This is a genomic window from Lentzea sp. HUAS TT2 (assembly GCF_051853195.1).
Lineage (GTDB): Bacteria > Actinomycetota > Actinomycetes > Mycobacteriales > Pseudonocardiaceae > Lentzea.
In genome coordinates this window covers 7,830,115-7,842,962 of sequence record NZ_CP196667.1, presented here as the reverse complement: position 1 = coordinate 7,842,962, position 12,848 = coordinate 7,830,115, and the positions used below count along the sequence as shown (strand labels likewise).

General features: G+C 70.7%; 14 protein-coding genes. 6 read left to right on the top strand and 8 right to left on the bottom strand.

Annotated elements, in window-relative coordinates; all coding sequences use genetic code 11:
* Nucleotides 1–23: 23 nt before the first annotated feature.
* On the bottom strand, nt 24–449 hold the full coding sequence (locus tag ACSHWB_RS37325) for an NfeD family protein (RefSeq protein WP_439658019.1): 426 nt from the start codon (nt 447–449) through the stop codon (nt 24–26).
* A 150-nt stretch (nt 450–599) separates the two neighbouring features.
* Between ACSHWB_RS37325 and ACSHWB_RS37320 the strand changes: the two genes are divergently transcribed.
* On the top strand, nt 600–1,181 hold the full coding sequence (locus tag ACSHWB_RS37320) for a dihydrofolate reductase family protein (protein ID WP_439658018.1): 582 nt from the start codon (nt 600–602) through the stop codon (nt 1,179–1,181).
* Here the strand turns inward: ACSHWB_RS37320 and ACSHWB_RS37315 are convergent.
* The 4 genes from ACSHWB_RS37315 to ACSHWB_RS37300 all read right to left on the bottom strand — a co-directional run bounded on the left by ACSHWB_RS37315 (nt 1,162) and on the right by ACSHWB_RS37300 (nt 4,303).
* On the bottom strand, nt 1,162–1,968 hold the full coding sequence (locus ACSHWB_RS37315; RefSeq protein ID WP_439658017.1) for a DUF3097 domain-containing protein: 807 nt from the start codon (nt 1,966–1,968) through the stop codon (nt 1,162–1,164). The two genes, ACSHWB_RS37320 and ACSHWB_RS37315, sit on opposite strands and share 20 nt — an antisense overlap.
* An 11-nt stretch (nt 1,969–1,979) precedes the next feature.
* Entirely contained in the window at nt 1,980–2,681 is a 702-nt protein-coding gene (locus ACSHWB_RS37310) for an aminoglycoside phosphotransferase family protein (RefSeq protein ID WP_439658016.1), read from the bottom strand.
* Nucleotides 2,682–2,686: 5 nt separating this feature from the next.
* The gene (locus ACSHWB_RS37305; protein ID WP_439658015.1) at nt 2,687–3,133 is read right to left on the bottom strand and encodes a hypothetical protein; all 447 of its coding nucleotides are present in this window, start codon (nt 3,131–3,133) and stop codon (nt 2,687–2,689) included.
* A 135-nt stretch (nt 3,134–3,268) separates the two neighbouring features.
* The gene (locus ACSHWB_RS37300; protein ID WP_439658014.1) at nt 3,269–4,303 is read right to left on the bottom strand and encodes a S66 family peptidase; all 1,035 of its coding nucleotides are present in this window, start codon (nt 4,301–4,303) and stop codon (nt 3,269–3,271) included.
* A gap of 86 nt (nt 4,304–4,389) precedes the next feature.
* Here ACSHWB_RS37300 and ACSHWB_RS37295 point away from each other — a divergent pair, with 86 nt between their 5' ends.
* Entirely contained in the window at nt 4,390–6,855 is a 2,466-nt protein-coding gene (locus ACSHWB_RS37295; RefSeq protein WP_439658013.1) for a P-loop NTPase fold protein, read from the top strand.
* Here the strand turns inward: ACSHWB_RS37295 and ACSHWB_RS37290 are convergent.
* Together ACSHWB_RS37290 and ACSHWB_RS37285 are read right to left on the bottom strand one after the other, a co-directional pair.
* Nucleotides 6,852–7,637 (bottom strand): SCO1664 family protein, encoded by a 786-nt coding sequence (locus tag ACSHWB_RS37290; protein WP_439658012.1) that lies wholly within the window; start codon nt 7,635–7,637, stop codon nt 6,852–6,854. The two genes, ACSHWB_RS37295 and ACSHWB_RS37290, sit on opposite strands and share 4 nt — an antisense overlap.
* A 1-nt stretch (nt 7,638) precedes the next feature.
* Nucleotides 7,639–8,205 (bottom strand): DUF3090 domain-containing protein, encoded by a 567-nt coding sequence (locus ACSHWB_RS37285; protein ID WP_439658011.1) that lies wholly within the window; start codon nt 8,203–8,205, stop codon nt 7,639–7,641.
* A 78-nt stretch (nt 8,206–8,283) separates the two neighbouring features.
* Here ACSHWB_RS37285 and ACSHWB_RS37280 point away from each other — a divergent pair, with 78 nt between their 5' ends.
* From ACSHWB_RS37280 to ACSHWB_RS37265, 4 genes are read left to right on the top strand one after another with little or no spacing between them, the layout of a single operon-like run.
* Nucleotides 8,284–10,170, top strand: a complete 1,887-nt coding sequence (locus ACSHWB_RS37280) for a dipeptidyl-peptidase 5 (RefSeq protein WP_439658010.1) — start codon at nt 8,284–8,286, stop codon at nt 10,168–10,170.
* Nucleotides 10,167–11,015 (top strand): S66 peptidase family protein, encoded by an 849-nt coding sequence (locus ACSHWB_RS37275; RefSeq protein ID WP_439658009.1) that lies wholly within the window; start codon nt 10,167–10,169, stop codon nt 11,013–11,015. Before ACSHWB_RS37280 ends, ACSHWB_RS37275 begins: the two co-directional genes overlap by 4 nt.
* Nucleotides 11,016–11,075: 60 nt before the next feature.
* Entirely contained in the window at nt 11,076–11,789 is a 714-nt protein-coding gene (locus ACSHWB_RS37270) for a poly-gamma-glutamate hydrolase family protein (RefSeq protein ID WP_439658008.1), read from the top strand.
* Between the two features lie 52 nt (nt 11,790–11,841).
* Nucleotides 11,842–12,198, top strand: a complete 357-nt coding sequence (locus ACSHWB_RS37265) for a VOC family protein (protein ID WP_439658007.1) — start codon at nt 11,842–11,844, stop codon at nt 12,196–12,198.
* Nucleotides 12,199–12,341: 143 nt separating this feature from the next.
* Here the strand turns inward: ACSHWB_RS37265 and ACSHWB_RS37260 are convergent, their stop codons facing one another.
* Nucleotides 12,342–12,848 (bottom strand): GNAT family N-acetyltransferase, encoded by a 507-nt coding sequence (locus tag ACSHWB_RS37260; RefSeq protein ID WP_439658006.1) that lies wholly within the window; start codon nt 12,846–12,848, stop codon nt 12,342–12,344.

Below are 12,848 nucleotides of genomic sequence, written 5' to 3'. Positions count from 1 at the left end.
GGTTCACACCCTCCTGCGGGCGCTCACACCGCGGCTATCACCACGGCGACGGCGCCCGAGATCTCGACAACGGTGACGGCTTCACCTTCTTCGACCACGGACCCGTCGAGGGTGCGTGCGCTCCAGGTGTCGCCGCCGATCTTGACCTGCCCGCCGTGCTCGTCCACCTTCGACACCGCGACGGCCCTGCTCCCGAGCAGCGCCTCGTGGTGCATCCTGATGCCGGACCCGAGCTGCAGCCGCTTCTTGAGCAGCGGCCGGGCCGCGACGATCAGGCCCACCGACGACGCCGCGAAGACGAGCACGCTCACCAGGTCGGCGGCACCCAGTGCGGACACGCCCGCCGCGGCCAGCGCGGCGGCGCCGAGCATGACCAGCACGAAGTCACCGGAGAGAACCTCGGCGACGACGAGCAGTATCCCGACGATCAGCCAGATCAGCGCGGCCATGCGCCCATACATACACCAACGGGGACCGCCCGGCTTCAAGATTCACCGTGCTGGGCCCCTGACCGTGACGAAATCGATCAACCGGCGGTGTCGAAACGCCTCACAGCCGTTCGTGCAGGCGGTGACTTCGACTTTCCAAGGGGTGCAGTGATGCGATCGATCTCCGCGACGATGTTCGTGACGCTCGACGGTGTGGTGCAGGGTTTCGGGCGTCCGGACGAGGACACCCGCGGCGGGTTCGCCCACGGCGGGTGGGGTGCGCGCTACCAGGACGAGGTGCTGGCCGCCGAGATGAGCAAGGGCATGGCGTCCTCCGGCGCGATGCTGTTCGGGCGCCGCACGTGGCAGGACTTCATCGGCGTCTGGGCGTTCGCCACCGACGGCAATCCGTTCACCGAGCACATGAACGCGGCCCGCAAGTACGTGGTGTCGCGCGAGCTGGCGGACGCGGACGCGTGGCAGAACTCGGTGCTGCTGCGCTCACTCGACGACGTCGCCGCGCTCGATGATGACCTGTCGGTCATCGGCAGCGCGGCGCTGCTGCGGTCGCTGCACGCGGCCGGGCTCGTCGACCGGTACACGCTGGTGATCCACCCGCTGACGCTGGGCGGCGGCGCGCGGCTGTTCGACGGGCCGGCACCGGTGACGGAGTTCGAGCTGACCGGCACCGTGGCGACGCCGAAGGGTGTGATTGTCGCGCACTACGCGCGGGTCAGTCCTGGGGCACGGTGACGAAGTCGATGAGCCGTTCGACGGCGCCGAGCAGGTCGGACTCGATGTCGCGGTAGCTGCTCACGGAGTTGAGGACGCGCTGCCAGCCCTCCCAGGGCTCGCCCCAGCCCAGCTGCGCGCACACGCCGGTCTTCCAGTCGACGCCGCGCGGGATCTGCGGCCAGGCCTTGATCTTGACGGCCTGGGGTTTCACGGCCTGCCAGATGTCGACGTAGGGGTGGCCGGTGACCAGCACGTTGTCGTCGCGGATCTGGTCGACCACGCGTTGTTCCTTGGAGTGGGCGACGAGGTGGTCGACCAGGACGCCGAGGCGGCGGTGCGGGGCCGTGCCGAACTCGGCGATGCGCTGCGGGAGCTCGTCGACGCCGTGCAGGGGTTCCACGACGATGCCCTCGACGCGCAGGTCGTGGCCCCAGACGCGTTCGACGAGCTCGGCGTCGTGCTTGCCCTCGACCCAGATGCGGCTGGCCTTGGCGGTCTGCGCGCGCAGCCCCTCGACCTTGACCGAGCCGGACGCGGTGATCTTCGGCTTCTGCGGCTGCGGCATGGGTTTGACCAGCGTGACGGGCATGCCGTCGACGAGGAAGCCGGCGGGGTTGAGCGCGAAGAGCCGGCGGCGGCCGTGGCGGTCCTCCAGGACGACCTGGCCGTACTCGAACTTCACGACGGCCCCGCAGAAGCCGCTGGCGGGGTCCTCGACGACGAGGCCGGGTTCGGCCGCGATCTCGGGGACCTTCTTGCGCTTCGGGTTCGACAGGATGTCGCGGCCGTAGTCGTGGGAACGCACGACTCGCAAGGTTAGCCGTAGAAGGGTTTGAAGGCGGTGAGCCACTCGTGGACGCGGTCGAGGTCGACGTCGGCGCCGTGCAGGTCGTGTCCGCCGTGCACGAAGTCCATCCAGTCGACGGCCGGGTCGCCGACGCAGGCACGCGGGTCGATCGCGACCGGGCCCGCGGGGCCTTGCAGGACGTTGCCGGGGTGCATGTCGCCGTGCAGGAGCACGGGTTTGACGTTGTCCTCGGCGAGTTTGCGGGCGCGGTGGTGTTCGGTGGCGTAGTAGGTGCCGGTGCGGCGGGTGAGCAGGGTCTCGAAGAGGAAGTCGACGCGGGCCTTGAGCGGCGGGAAGCCCTGGGGGCTGGCCTCGTGCAGGTGCGGGACGACCTTGGCGGGTTCGGCGGCGGGGGTGCCGGGCCGGATCGGCGCCAGCAGCAGCGCGCCGCGGGACAGGTCGGTGTCGTAGAGGTCGACCATCGCGGGGGTGCCGGACCAGGCGGCGAGTGCCCTGGCCTCGTGCACGGCGAGGTCGTGCTCCGGGGTGAGCTTGAGAACGGCGCTGGTGCACAGGAACGTGGCGCTGGTGCCGCCGGGCAGGTGCCGCACGAGGGTGAGTCCCCAGCGTGCGGTCAGCGTGGCGACCAGGTCTGGCAGCGCGTCGATCCACCCCGTCACGCCGGTGCCGAAACGTCGGATCAGGCGGGCTCTGGCGTCCTCATCGATCACTCAACTCAGATTAGCGAGTTCGCTCCCGATTGTCGGCGGAACTGGTAGTCCGCCAGCGCCGGGCGCCACAGTCCGTTGGCGTCGAAGCACGTCGAGAGCAGCCGCAGATCGGCCCCGTCCCCGGCGACGGCGACCTTGCCGTCGACGATCCACCGGTTGACCGGCAGCAGCGGCACGGGCCACCCGGCCACGACGAGCCGGTCGCACACCAGGCGCTGCAGGCGGCCGCCGTCGTTGTCGACGATGACCGCGGGCGTGTCGAGGTCGAGCTCGCGGACGGTGGCGTGCGGGTAGCGGCGGACACCGACGTCGGCGAGCGTCTCGGCGCCGGGGCCGATCAGGTGAACCGGCCCGAACCGTCGCGCCAGGCACGTGGCCGCCCAGGCGCCGAGACCGGCCGCACCCACGACGACGATTCGTTCGAAATAGGTCATGTCCACCGTGTCCCGCATTCACAATTCGATGTTCACGCAGGTCAGAACGCCCACCAGAAGATAAGGGCACGATGATCCGCACGTCAAACTCCCGCGCCATCTCAATTGGCGAACATCAATGGGCAAGGAATAGATCGCGGATGGTGGCCACCGTCAGTAGGTGACGGTGATCGTGCGCGCCGGTCCGTTCACCTCGATGGTGCCGCCGACGGGGATGATCACCTGCGGGTCGGTGTGGCCGAGGTCGACGTCGAACACGATCATGGTGTCGGGCGCGTACTCGGCGAAGGCCTTGAGGACGGCCTCGCGTTGCGCGGTGGTGTGGGCGAGGCGGTCGGTGTCCTGGTCGGTGAAGAACCAGGCCTTGGCCCGCCCGACGAGCACGGCGGCGAAGCGCTGCAGCAGGCCGCGTTCCCCCATGTGCCGCAGGATCCGGTAGACCTCGGTCGCGGAGGGCATCTCCTCGGAGGTCTCGAAGAACAGCACGGCGCCGTCGTAGGTCTCGGGGGCGTTGATCTCGCGGTCGGCCATCATCAGCCAGGACAGGATCTCGAGGTTGCCGCCCCACGACCGCGCCTTGACCACGTGCTCGGGCCGGTGCCAGATCCAGCCGCCGCTGGGTTCGAGGACGGGTTCGGTGTCGAAGGTGGCGGGGTCGTCCCAGGGGCTGTCCCGGTCGCCGTAGGCGGTGGACTCGGTCAGCCGGTACTCCCCCGGCGTGAACAGCGCGGCCCGCAGCGAGTCGGCGGTGGTGGGGTGCATGGCGCCGGGCCGGCCGAACTGGACCATGACGCTGCCGCCGTAGAAGCCGACGATGCCGCGGTTGGCGAGCCACGTCAGCACGTTCGTGTTGTCGCTGTGCCCGAAGTACGGCTTGGGGTTCGCGGTGATGAGGTCCGCGTCCAGGTGCGGCAGGACGGTGATCTGGTCCTCGCCGCCGATCGTGGCGATGACCGCCTTGATGGACGGGTCGGCGAACGCGGCGTGCAGGTCGGCGGCCCGTTCCCGCGGGGTGGAGCCCATCTTGCGGGTCGCCGGGTACTCGACCGGGATGAGGCCGAAGTCGTGTTTGAGGCGCTGCAGGCCCAGTTCGAGGGGCAGGGGGAACAGGCCTGCGACGCCGGCGGCCGGGGAGACGATCGCGACGCGGTCGCCGGGCCGGGGTTTGGGCGGGTTGATCAACGACATGGTGGCTGAGCGTAGTAACGGCGGGCGCGCAGAGTGCGAAGTCACCCGATGCCGGATGTCGACGCAGGGGTATCGGTGATCAACAGGTGACTCGGCCAGGCTCTGACGTCCGCATCCTCGTGGTGACGTCGCAGCGAGTGGATTTCGACGCGGTAGAACGCCATTTCGCCGCCAGCGAGGTCGTCGACGACGAGGCCGGCGCGACGTTCGTGGTGGGGACGCTCCTCAACACGGGTGTTCAGCTGGTCCTGTGTCCTCCGCACACCGGGGTCGACCCACAGGCGCTTCTGACACATCGGGCGATCACCCGATTTCAGCCGAACGCGATCCTCTCCGTGGGCCTCGCCGCCTCGCACGCGAGCGTTGCCCAGGCCGGAGATGTCGTCGTGGGCATCGGCTCCACTCAGAAGTTCTTCGGTTCGATGCTGATGCTCGCCCGCGATCTCGCACGCACCGAGTGGTGGCGGAACGGCGCTGCATTCCCAGAACCCGGCCGAGTCCATTTCAGACCGGTGGTGAGCTCCGCACTCGACCCGCAGCCGGACGACTCCGATGTCGTTCTGGCAGCCAACTCCGACGTTATGGCCGTTCAGCACGCGCTCCGTGCCCTCGGGCTGCCGTTCCTGCCGATCTACGGCGTCAGCGATGTGCTTGGTGCCGGACCGGGTGGCGCGGCAGGCTCGAAGATGGTCGCCGCTCGCAACGCGGCGCTGTTCGCCGTCTCGTTCGCGGCCTTCTTCGAACGGGCGAGCAACTCGGTGGTCCACCACCTGGTGTCGATGGGCCATGGTGACCGGATCGCACGTACGGACCTGCTCGCCCGGCACGCGTTCGTCGAGTCCCTGGCCGAGCTGTTGTCGCGCTCGGCGCCACCTGATGCCGACGAGGACCTCGCGGGTCCGACGGTGATCGCCATCGAGGGTGCGTGGGGTTCGGGCAAGAGCACCCTCATGGACATGACCCGTACCCGGCTCGACACGGCGGGACCTGTACCGGCGAGGCGCGGCCCGTGGGCGAAGCAGGTGGCCAGATGGCGGGAACGGAAGCTGCGGGCGTGGGACGCCGATCTGACGTTGAACGGCAGGTCCACGCGGCGAAAGCGCAAGAACGTCGAGGCGCCGAAGGTGCTGACGGCCATGTTCAACCCGTGGTCCTGCCAGACCAGCGAACACGTGTGGGCCGGGCTGAACGACTGCATCGTCAGCACGGGCGCGCCGGTCATCGCCACGAACTCCGGCTCATCGCTGCAACGCTTCTGGTTCGCGCACAACGTCGAGCAGCTGGACCGCAGCCATGTGCAGCGGACGTTGCGCAAGCGGATCGTGTCGCCGTCGCTGCGGCTGGGTGTGTTCGCGTTGCCGGTGCCGTTGCTGGCTCAGCTTGTCCGTGCGCCGGCGCCGTTCAACGTGCTCGGATTCGACGTCGCCCCGGCGGACCTGACGCTGTGGGTAGTCGGACTGATGCTGGGGATCGGGTTGGCGCACACCGCAGTCCGGTACCTGGTCCGGGCTGCCGACACGTTGCTGCCCGCCGAGCTGTTCGGCCCGTCCGGGGCGATGGGCGCCTACTCGACGGCCGTGGGCATGGACGACCCGTTGCGTGATCCCCATCGGCGCACGCGCAAGGGCCAGTTGCACAGCGCGCAGGAGGACGTTCACCGGTTGATTCGCGAGCTCGGTGAGCAGGGGACGCAGCTGGTGGTGTTCATCGACGACCTCGACCGGTGCTCGCCCCGGACCACCGCGGACGTGTTCGAGGCGATCAACGGGTTCCTGAGCGGGTCGTTCCCGTCGATCAGGTTCGTGCTCGGCATCGACGCGGCCGCCACCGCCGCCCATCTGGATGCGGCGTACTCGGCGCTGGTCGTCGCGGACGCGGGCAGGGACTCGGCGGATCCCAGCCCGGGGTGGACGTTCCTGCGCAAGCTCATCCAGCTGCCGCTGCCGTTGCCGCGGGTGGCACAGACACAGGTCGAGCCGCTGCTGACGGGACTGCTGGGCACGCCGCCCGCGGAGGACGATCTCGTGATCACGCCAGAGGAGGTGGCGCGACTGACGCCGTTCGTCCCAGGTAAGGCACCTGCGGACGTCGCCGGGGCCGAGGTGATCCACACCCTGCCGGCCGTGGTGGCGTTGGAGCACGACGCGAAGGTGAAGGAACGGTTCGCGGAGCGTCTGCGCGCTCAGCCGGACCTGTCGGTGCGTGAGGCGAAGCGGATCCTGACGGTGTGGATGTTCTACGTCCGGGTGCTGGACCGGCTTGATCCCGAGACGGGGCCGGAGGCGGTGCGCAGGGCGTGTCACCTGGTGTTGCTGGCGGAGATCGTCGCGCGCTGGCCCGCGTCACAGCGATGTCTGCACCGGCGTGTCGACGGTGTGCACGGCTTGAGGGCGCTGGCCGGTTCCGTGGACGACACCGTGCAGTGGGAGATCGAGGTCCGCAAGTACGAGCTGCACGGTGATCGGCACAGGTCGTTCCGCAAGGGTGTCCAGCAGATCCTGAAGGACTACGACGGCGTCAGGATCGCCGGGCTCGCCGAGCAGCTGACCTAGAACGCGGGCCAGGGGATCGCGGGCCAGTCACCGGACGGCTCGGGGTAGACACCGGCGGCCAGCAGCTTGTCGGTCCTCTCCCCCACGGCCCGGACCTCGGCGCGCGTGAGGTGGTCGTGCAACGACTCCCCCAGCGCCCCGTCGAGCGACGACCTCAGCCGGCGCAGTGTCTCGACGACGTGCTCGGGCAGCGGTTCGCGGGCCCAGCCCCACAGCACGGTGCGGAGTTTGGGTTCGGTGTGCAGGCAGATGCCGTGGTCGACGCCGTAGACCGCGCCGTCCAGGGCGTGCAGGACGTGGCCGCCCTTGCGGTCGGCGTTGTTGACGACGACGTCGAAGGCGGCCATCTCGGCGATGCGGGGGTGGTCGGCGTGCACGAGGACGGCGGGGTCGCCGAAGCGGTCGTGGGCGTGGAAGACGGGGATCCAGCCGGGTTTGACGTCGTCGACGCCGATGATGTCGACGAGCTCGTCCTCTTCGCGGGTCTCGACCCAGAGCTGGACCATGCCGCTGCCGAACGGGCCGGGGCGCAGCACGGTGGGCGGGACGACGCCGAAGGACGCGGCGGAGATCAGGTAGGTGGCCACCTCGCGGCCGGCGAGCGTGCCGTCGGGGAAGTCCCACAGCGGCCGTTCGCCCCGCACGGGTTTGTAGACGCACTGGGCGTCGACGCCGTCCAACGAGATCTTGCAGAACAAGGTGGCGTTGGAGGCGTCGACCAGGCGTCCTTCGACCTCGATGCGGCCGTGTTCGAGCAACCTCAGGGCCGCGGAGGTGTCCACGTCAGTCTTCTTCGGTGCGGCGGTAGCCGTTCTGCCGCGGGCAGATGTGGCCGTCCGCGTCGAGCGGTTCGGCGCACAGGGGACAGGGTTTGCGGCCCGCGTTGATGACGCGGTCCGCGCGTTCGGCGAAGGCACGGGCGGCGGACGGGGACAGGAAGACCCGCACGGCGTCGGGGCCCTCCTCGGTGTCGTCGAGCACGACGGCCTCGTCGACCTCCTCCTCGGAGACCGCGAGGAGCTCGATGACGACGGCCTTGGACTCGGCGTCCCAGCCGAGGCCCATGGTGCCGACGCGGAACTCCTCCTCGACGGGCACGTCGAGGGGCTGGGTGTCGAGGTCGTCGGGCGGGGCCTCGTCGGGCACGTCGGTGCCGAAGCGGCGATTCACCTCCTCGAGCAACGAGCCGATGCGCTCGGCGAGGACCTGGACCTGCTGCTTTTCCAGGGCGACGCTGATCAACCTGCTCTGCTCTGAGGCCTGCAGGTAGAAGGTGCGGTCGCCGGGCTGCCCGACGGTTCCTGCGATGAACCGGTCGGGTGCGCGGAATACGTGAATGACGCGAGCCATGGCAGAAACGAGCCTAGGCCACGCGGAGATCGTCGGCAGGTCCTCCCCCGCCAAACACCGCCCGTATAGGGTCGGGTTGTGGTGAAGATCGCTTCGTACGGGACCTGGACCTCGCCGATCACGGCCGGCGACACGTCGAAGCCGGGGGGTGGGTTCCAGTGGGCCGACCTGCACGGCGAGCACGTGTGGTGGGCGGAGAGCCGGCCTGCCGAGGGCGGCAGAGTGGCGTTGGTGCGCGACGGCGTGGAGGTGCTGCCCGCTCCGTGGAACGCCCGCAACCGGGTGCACGAGTACGGCGGCCGGCCGTTCGTGGTGCTCGCCGAGGACAAGGTGGCGTTCACGCATTGGGACGACCAGCGCGTCTACGTGTTCAACCCGGACTCGCCCGAGCCCAAGGCGCTGACCGAGGCGCCGCAGCGGCACCACGGGGTGCGCTACTCCGACCTGTCGGCGGGCCCGGACGGCGAGGTGTGGTGCGTGCGGGAGACCGTCACCGGTGACGCGCGCACCGATGTGCGCCGCGACCTGGTGGCGATCACTCAGGCGGGTGAAGTCCGGGTGCTGGGTGCCTCGCACCACTTCATGACCGGCCCGAAGATCAGCCCGGACGGCACGCGGTTCGCCTGGATCGGCTGGGACCACCCGCAGATGCCGTGGGACGGCACCGAGCTGTGCGTGGCCGAGGTCGGCTCCACCGAGCACCGGGTCGTCGCCGGGTCGCGGACCGAGGCGGTGTGCCAGTTCGAGTGGGAGGGCGAGCACCTGCTGGCGCTGACCGACCCGGACGGCTGGTGGAACCTGTTCCGCGTCTCCCCCGACGGCACGCGCACGAACCTGGCGCCGTGCGAGGAGGAGCTGGGCGGCCCGATGTGGCGGCTGGGCAACCGCTGGTTCGCGACGCTCTCGCCGGGCCGCTACCTGGTGGTGCGGTCGGGGCACCTGGCGGTGCTCGACGAACGTTCCGCGACGGTGACCGACGTGCAGACCGACCTGCCGACGTGGGTGCCGGACCTGTCGGTGCGCGACGGCGTGGTCATCTGCGCCGCCGCGGGGCCGACGTCGGACTTCGCGGTGGTGCGCCTGGACCTGTCCAACGGTGAGCTGACCTACCTGACCGGCGGCGAGCAGTCGCCGGAGGCGGCGTACCTGCCGGTGCCGGTGGAGCGGATGTTCGGGGAGATCCCGGCGTACGTGTACGCGCCGTCGAACCCGGACTTCGAGGGGCCCGAGGGTGAGCTGCCGCCGTACGTGGTGCACGTGCACGGCGGGCCGACGGGGCGCGCGCTGCCCAAGCTCGACAGCGACATCGCGTACCTGACCAGTCGCGGCATCGGTGTGGTGGCGGTGAACTACGGCGGTTCGACCGGGTACGGGCGGGCGTTCCGGGAGCGGCTGCGCGAGCAGTGGGGTGTGGTGGACGTGCAGGACTGCGCGTTCGTCGCCCAGCAGCTGGCCGCGGAGGGCACGGCGGACCCGAAGCGCCTGGGCATCCGGGGCGGGTCGGCGGGCGGCTGGACGTCGGCGGCGTCGCTGACCTCGACCGACGTGTACCGGTGCGGCATGGTCGCGTTCCCGATCCTGGACCTGGCGGGGTGGACGTCGGAGGGCGGCGAGACGCACGACTTCGAGTCGCGCTACGTCGAGGGCCTGGTGGGCACGCTGCCGCAGGCCGCCGACCGCTACCGGGACCGTTCGCCGTCGACGAAGGCGCGGTCGGTGTCGGGGCCGGTGTTGTTGTTGCAGGGCCTGGAGGACGAGATCTGCCCGCCGGAGCAGGCGGACCGGTTCGCCGCGGACCTGGCCGGGTCGGGCATCCCGCACGCCTACATCACGTTCGAGGGCGAGCAGCACGGTTTCCGGATGGCCGAGAACATCAGGACGGCGCTGGAGGCGGAGCTGTCGTTCTACGGGCAGGCGTTCGGCTTCGTCCCGCCCGGTGTGCCGGTGCTGGAACTGTCGGAGTGAGCCTGCTGTCCCACGGGGACCGGGTCGCGCTGGTGTCACCGGCCGGCCCGGCCCTGGCTTCGACGATCGCCGCGGGCACCGAGGTGTTGCGGTCGTGGGGTCTGCGGGTGAGCGCACCCGTGGTCGAGCCGTGGTCGTTGCCGTACCTGGCCGGCTCGGACGAGGCGCGGGCCGCGGAGTTCGTGGCGGCGTGGCGTTCGGACGTGGCGGCGGTGTTCTGCGTGCGCGGCGGCTACGGGTGCCTGCGGATGACGGACCTCGTGCCGTGGCGGGACCTGCCGCCGCGGGTGTTCGTGGGGTCGTCGGACGTGACGGTGCTGCACGCCGAGCTCAACGCGGCGGGTCAGGCGACGGTGTTCGGGCCGATGCCGGGCACCTCGGACTTCGTCGGCGACCCGCTGGCGCAGGCGCGGCTGCGGGACGTGCTGTTCTCCGGTGCCAAGTCGTGGACCTCGGGCACGCCGGTGGTGGCGGGCACGGCGCGCGGGGTGCTGACGGGCGGGAACGCGGCGTTGCTGGCGGCGTCGGTGGGCGGGCCCCGGTGGGCGCCGCCTGCCGAGGGTGCGATCGCGTTGCTGGAGGACATCGGCGAGGAGCCCTACCGGCTGGACCGGATCCTGACGCAGCTGCTGCGGGCGGGCTGGTTCACGCAGGTGTCGGGGATCGTGCTGGGGTCGTGGACGGACTGCGGTGACGTGTCCTCGGTGCTGGCCGACCGCCTGTCCGGGCTGGGCGTGCCGGTGCTGGGCGACTTCGGGTTCGGGCACTGCGCGGGCTCGTGGTCGTTGCCGCTGGGGGTGCCGGCGGAGCTGGACGTGGCCGCGAGGACGTTGACGCTGGTGTGAGCGGGGGTCACCCGGTGGGCCGCGGCCGTCCGGGTGACGCCGGGTAGGCTTCCGGCCGCCATGAGACCCCAGCCTCAGTGGGCGGCGTTAGACGTCTACGCGTCCAACTCCGACCTCTACGCCGATCCCCGACTGGTGGAACGGGTGGACTACCGGCGTCGCTTCAAGCGGCACCGTCCCCGTACCGCGTCGGTCGTCCTCGCCCCGCACGGCGGTGGTATCGAGGTCGGAACGTCCGAGCTGTGCCTCGCGATCGCGGGTTTCCACCCCGCCACGCGCGTGCCGATCGGTCAGACGCACGACTACTGGATGTTCGAGGGCCTGCGCACGGCCTCCAACGACGAGCTGCACGTGACGTCGTCGAACTGCGACGACCGCGTGGCCCGCACCCTGGTCTCGGGCGCCTCGCACGCGCTGGGCCTGCACGGCTGCACGGCGGCTGCGGCGGGTCTGGAGGACCACGACCGGGCGGTGCTGGTCGGCGGCAGGGACGCGCTGCTGCGGCTGGAGCTGCTGACGCGGCTGCGGCGGGCGGGGTTCCACACGGTCGACGCGGTGGACCACCCGATCCTGGGCGGTTATGACCGGGCGAACATCGCGAACCGGACCCGGTCGCGGCAGGGCGGGCAGCTGGAGCTGACGACGCCGTTGCGGTCGGCGATGTTCGAGGAGAACTCGCGTTCGGACCGGCGGTACACGACGACCGAGGTGTTCTGGGACTTCGTGCACGCGTGCCGGGCGGCGGTCGCGGCGCGTGAGGCGCTGAACAACTAGTCCTGAACAACCAGTCCTGAACGACTGGCCCTGGACGGCTAGCGTCGGGGGCGTGCGCCTCACCTCGGTCACCGTCGGTACGTCGCAGCCGGTCGAGCTCGCCGGGTTCTACGCCCGTTTGCTCGGCGCGTCCGTGGGGGCGGTGGAGCACGACTGGGCGCAGGTGCGGGTGCCGGGCGGGTTGACGCTGAACTTCGAGCGCGAGGCGTGTTTCCGCAGGCCGGTGTGGCCGAGTGTCGAGGGCGGGCAGACGGCGTCGCAGCACCTGGACATCGAGGTGGAGGACCTGGACTCGGCGGTCGAGCATGCGCTGGGGTGCGGGGCGGTGCTCGCGGTGGTGCAGCCGCAGGAGAACGTGCGGGTGCTGATCGACCCGGACGGGCACCCGTTCTGCCTGTTCACCGGGTAGGAGCTCCGGGGCGGAGGATCCGGGTGTGCGGCGCCGGGTCAGGGGCGCAGGGGTCAGGGGCGCAGGGGTCAGGGGCGCAGGGGTCAGGGGCGCAGGGGTCAGGGGCGCAGGGGTCAGGGGCGCAGGGGTCAGGGGCGCAGGGGTCAGGGGCGCAAGGCGAGCAGCCGGCCGGGCCAGGTGCCGTTGCGGGCCTTGAAGGTGGCGACCGAGGTGAAGCCCTGCTTCTCGTAGTAGGAGACGAGGCGGTGGTCGTCGCTGTCGTAGCAGTCGACGCGCAGCAGGCCGACGCCGGCGGCGCGGGCCTCGCGGCGGGCGTGGGCCAGCAGGGTGGCGCCGACGCCGCGTCCGGCGTGGGCGCGGGCGATGACCAGCAGGGACACGTAGTGCTCTGGTTCGGTGGCGGGCGGCACGTACTCGGGCGGGGTGGTCGAGGTGATGACCACGCCCGCGGGTTCGTCGTCGATCACGGCCAGCCAGACGGTGCCGGACGTGGCGAGGCGGGTGAACCGGTCGACGGCGGACGGGACACCGGACCAGTGGTCTGTTCCCCACTGTCCGGTGCGGCCCTGCGAGGCGAGCCAGTCCTGCGCGTCGTCGAGCATCGCCATGATCGCCGGCACGTCGGCCGGTCCGCCTCGCGTGACGTCCAT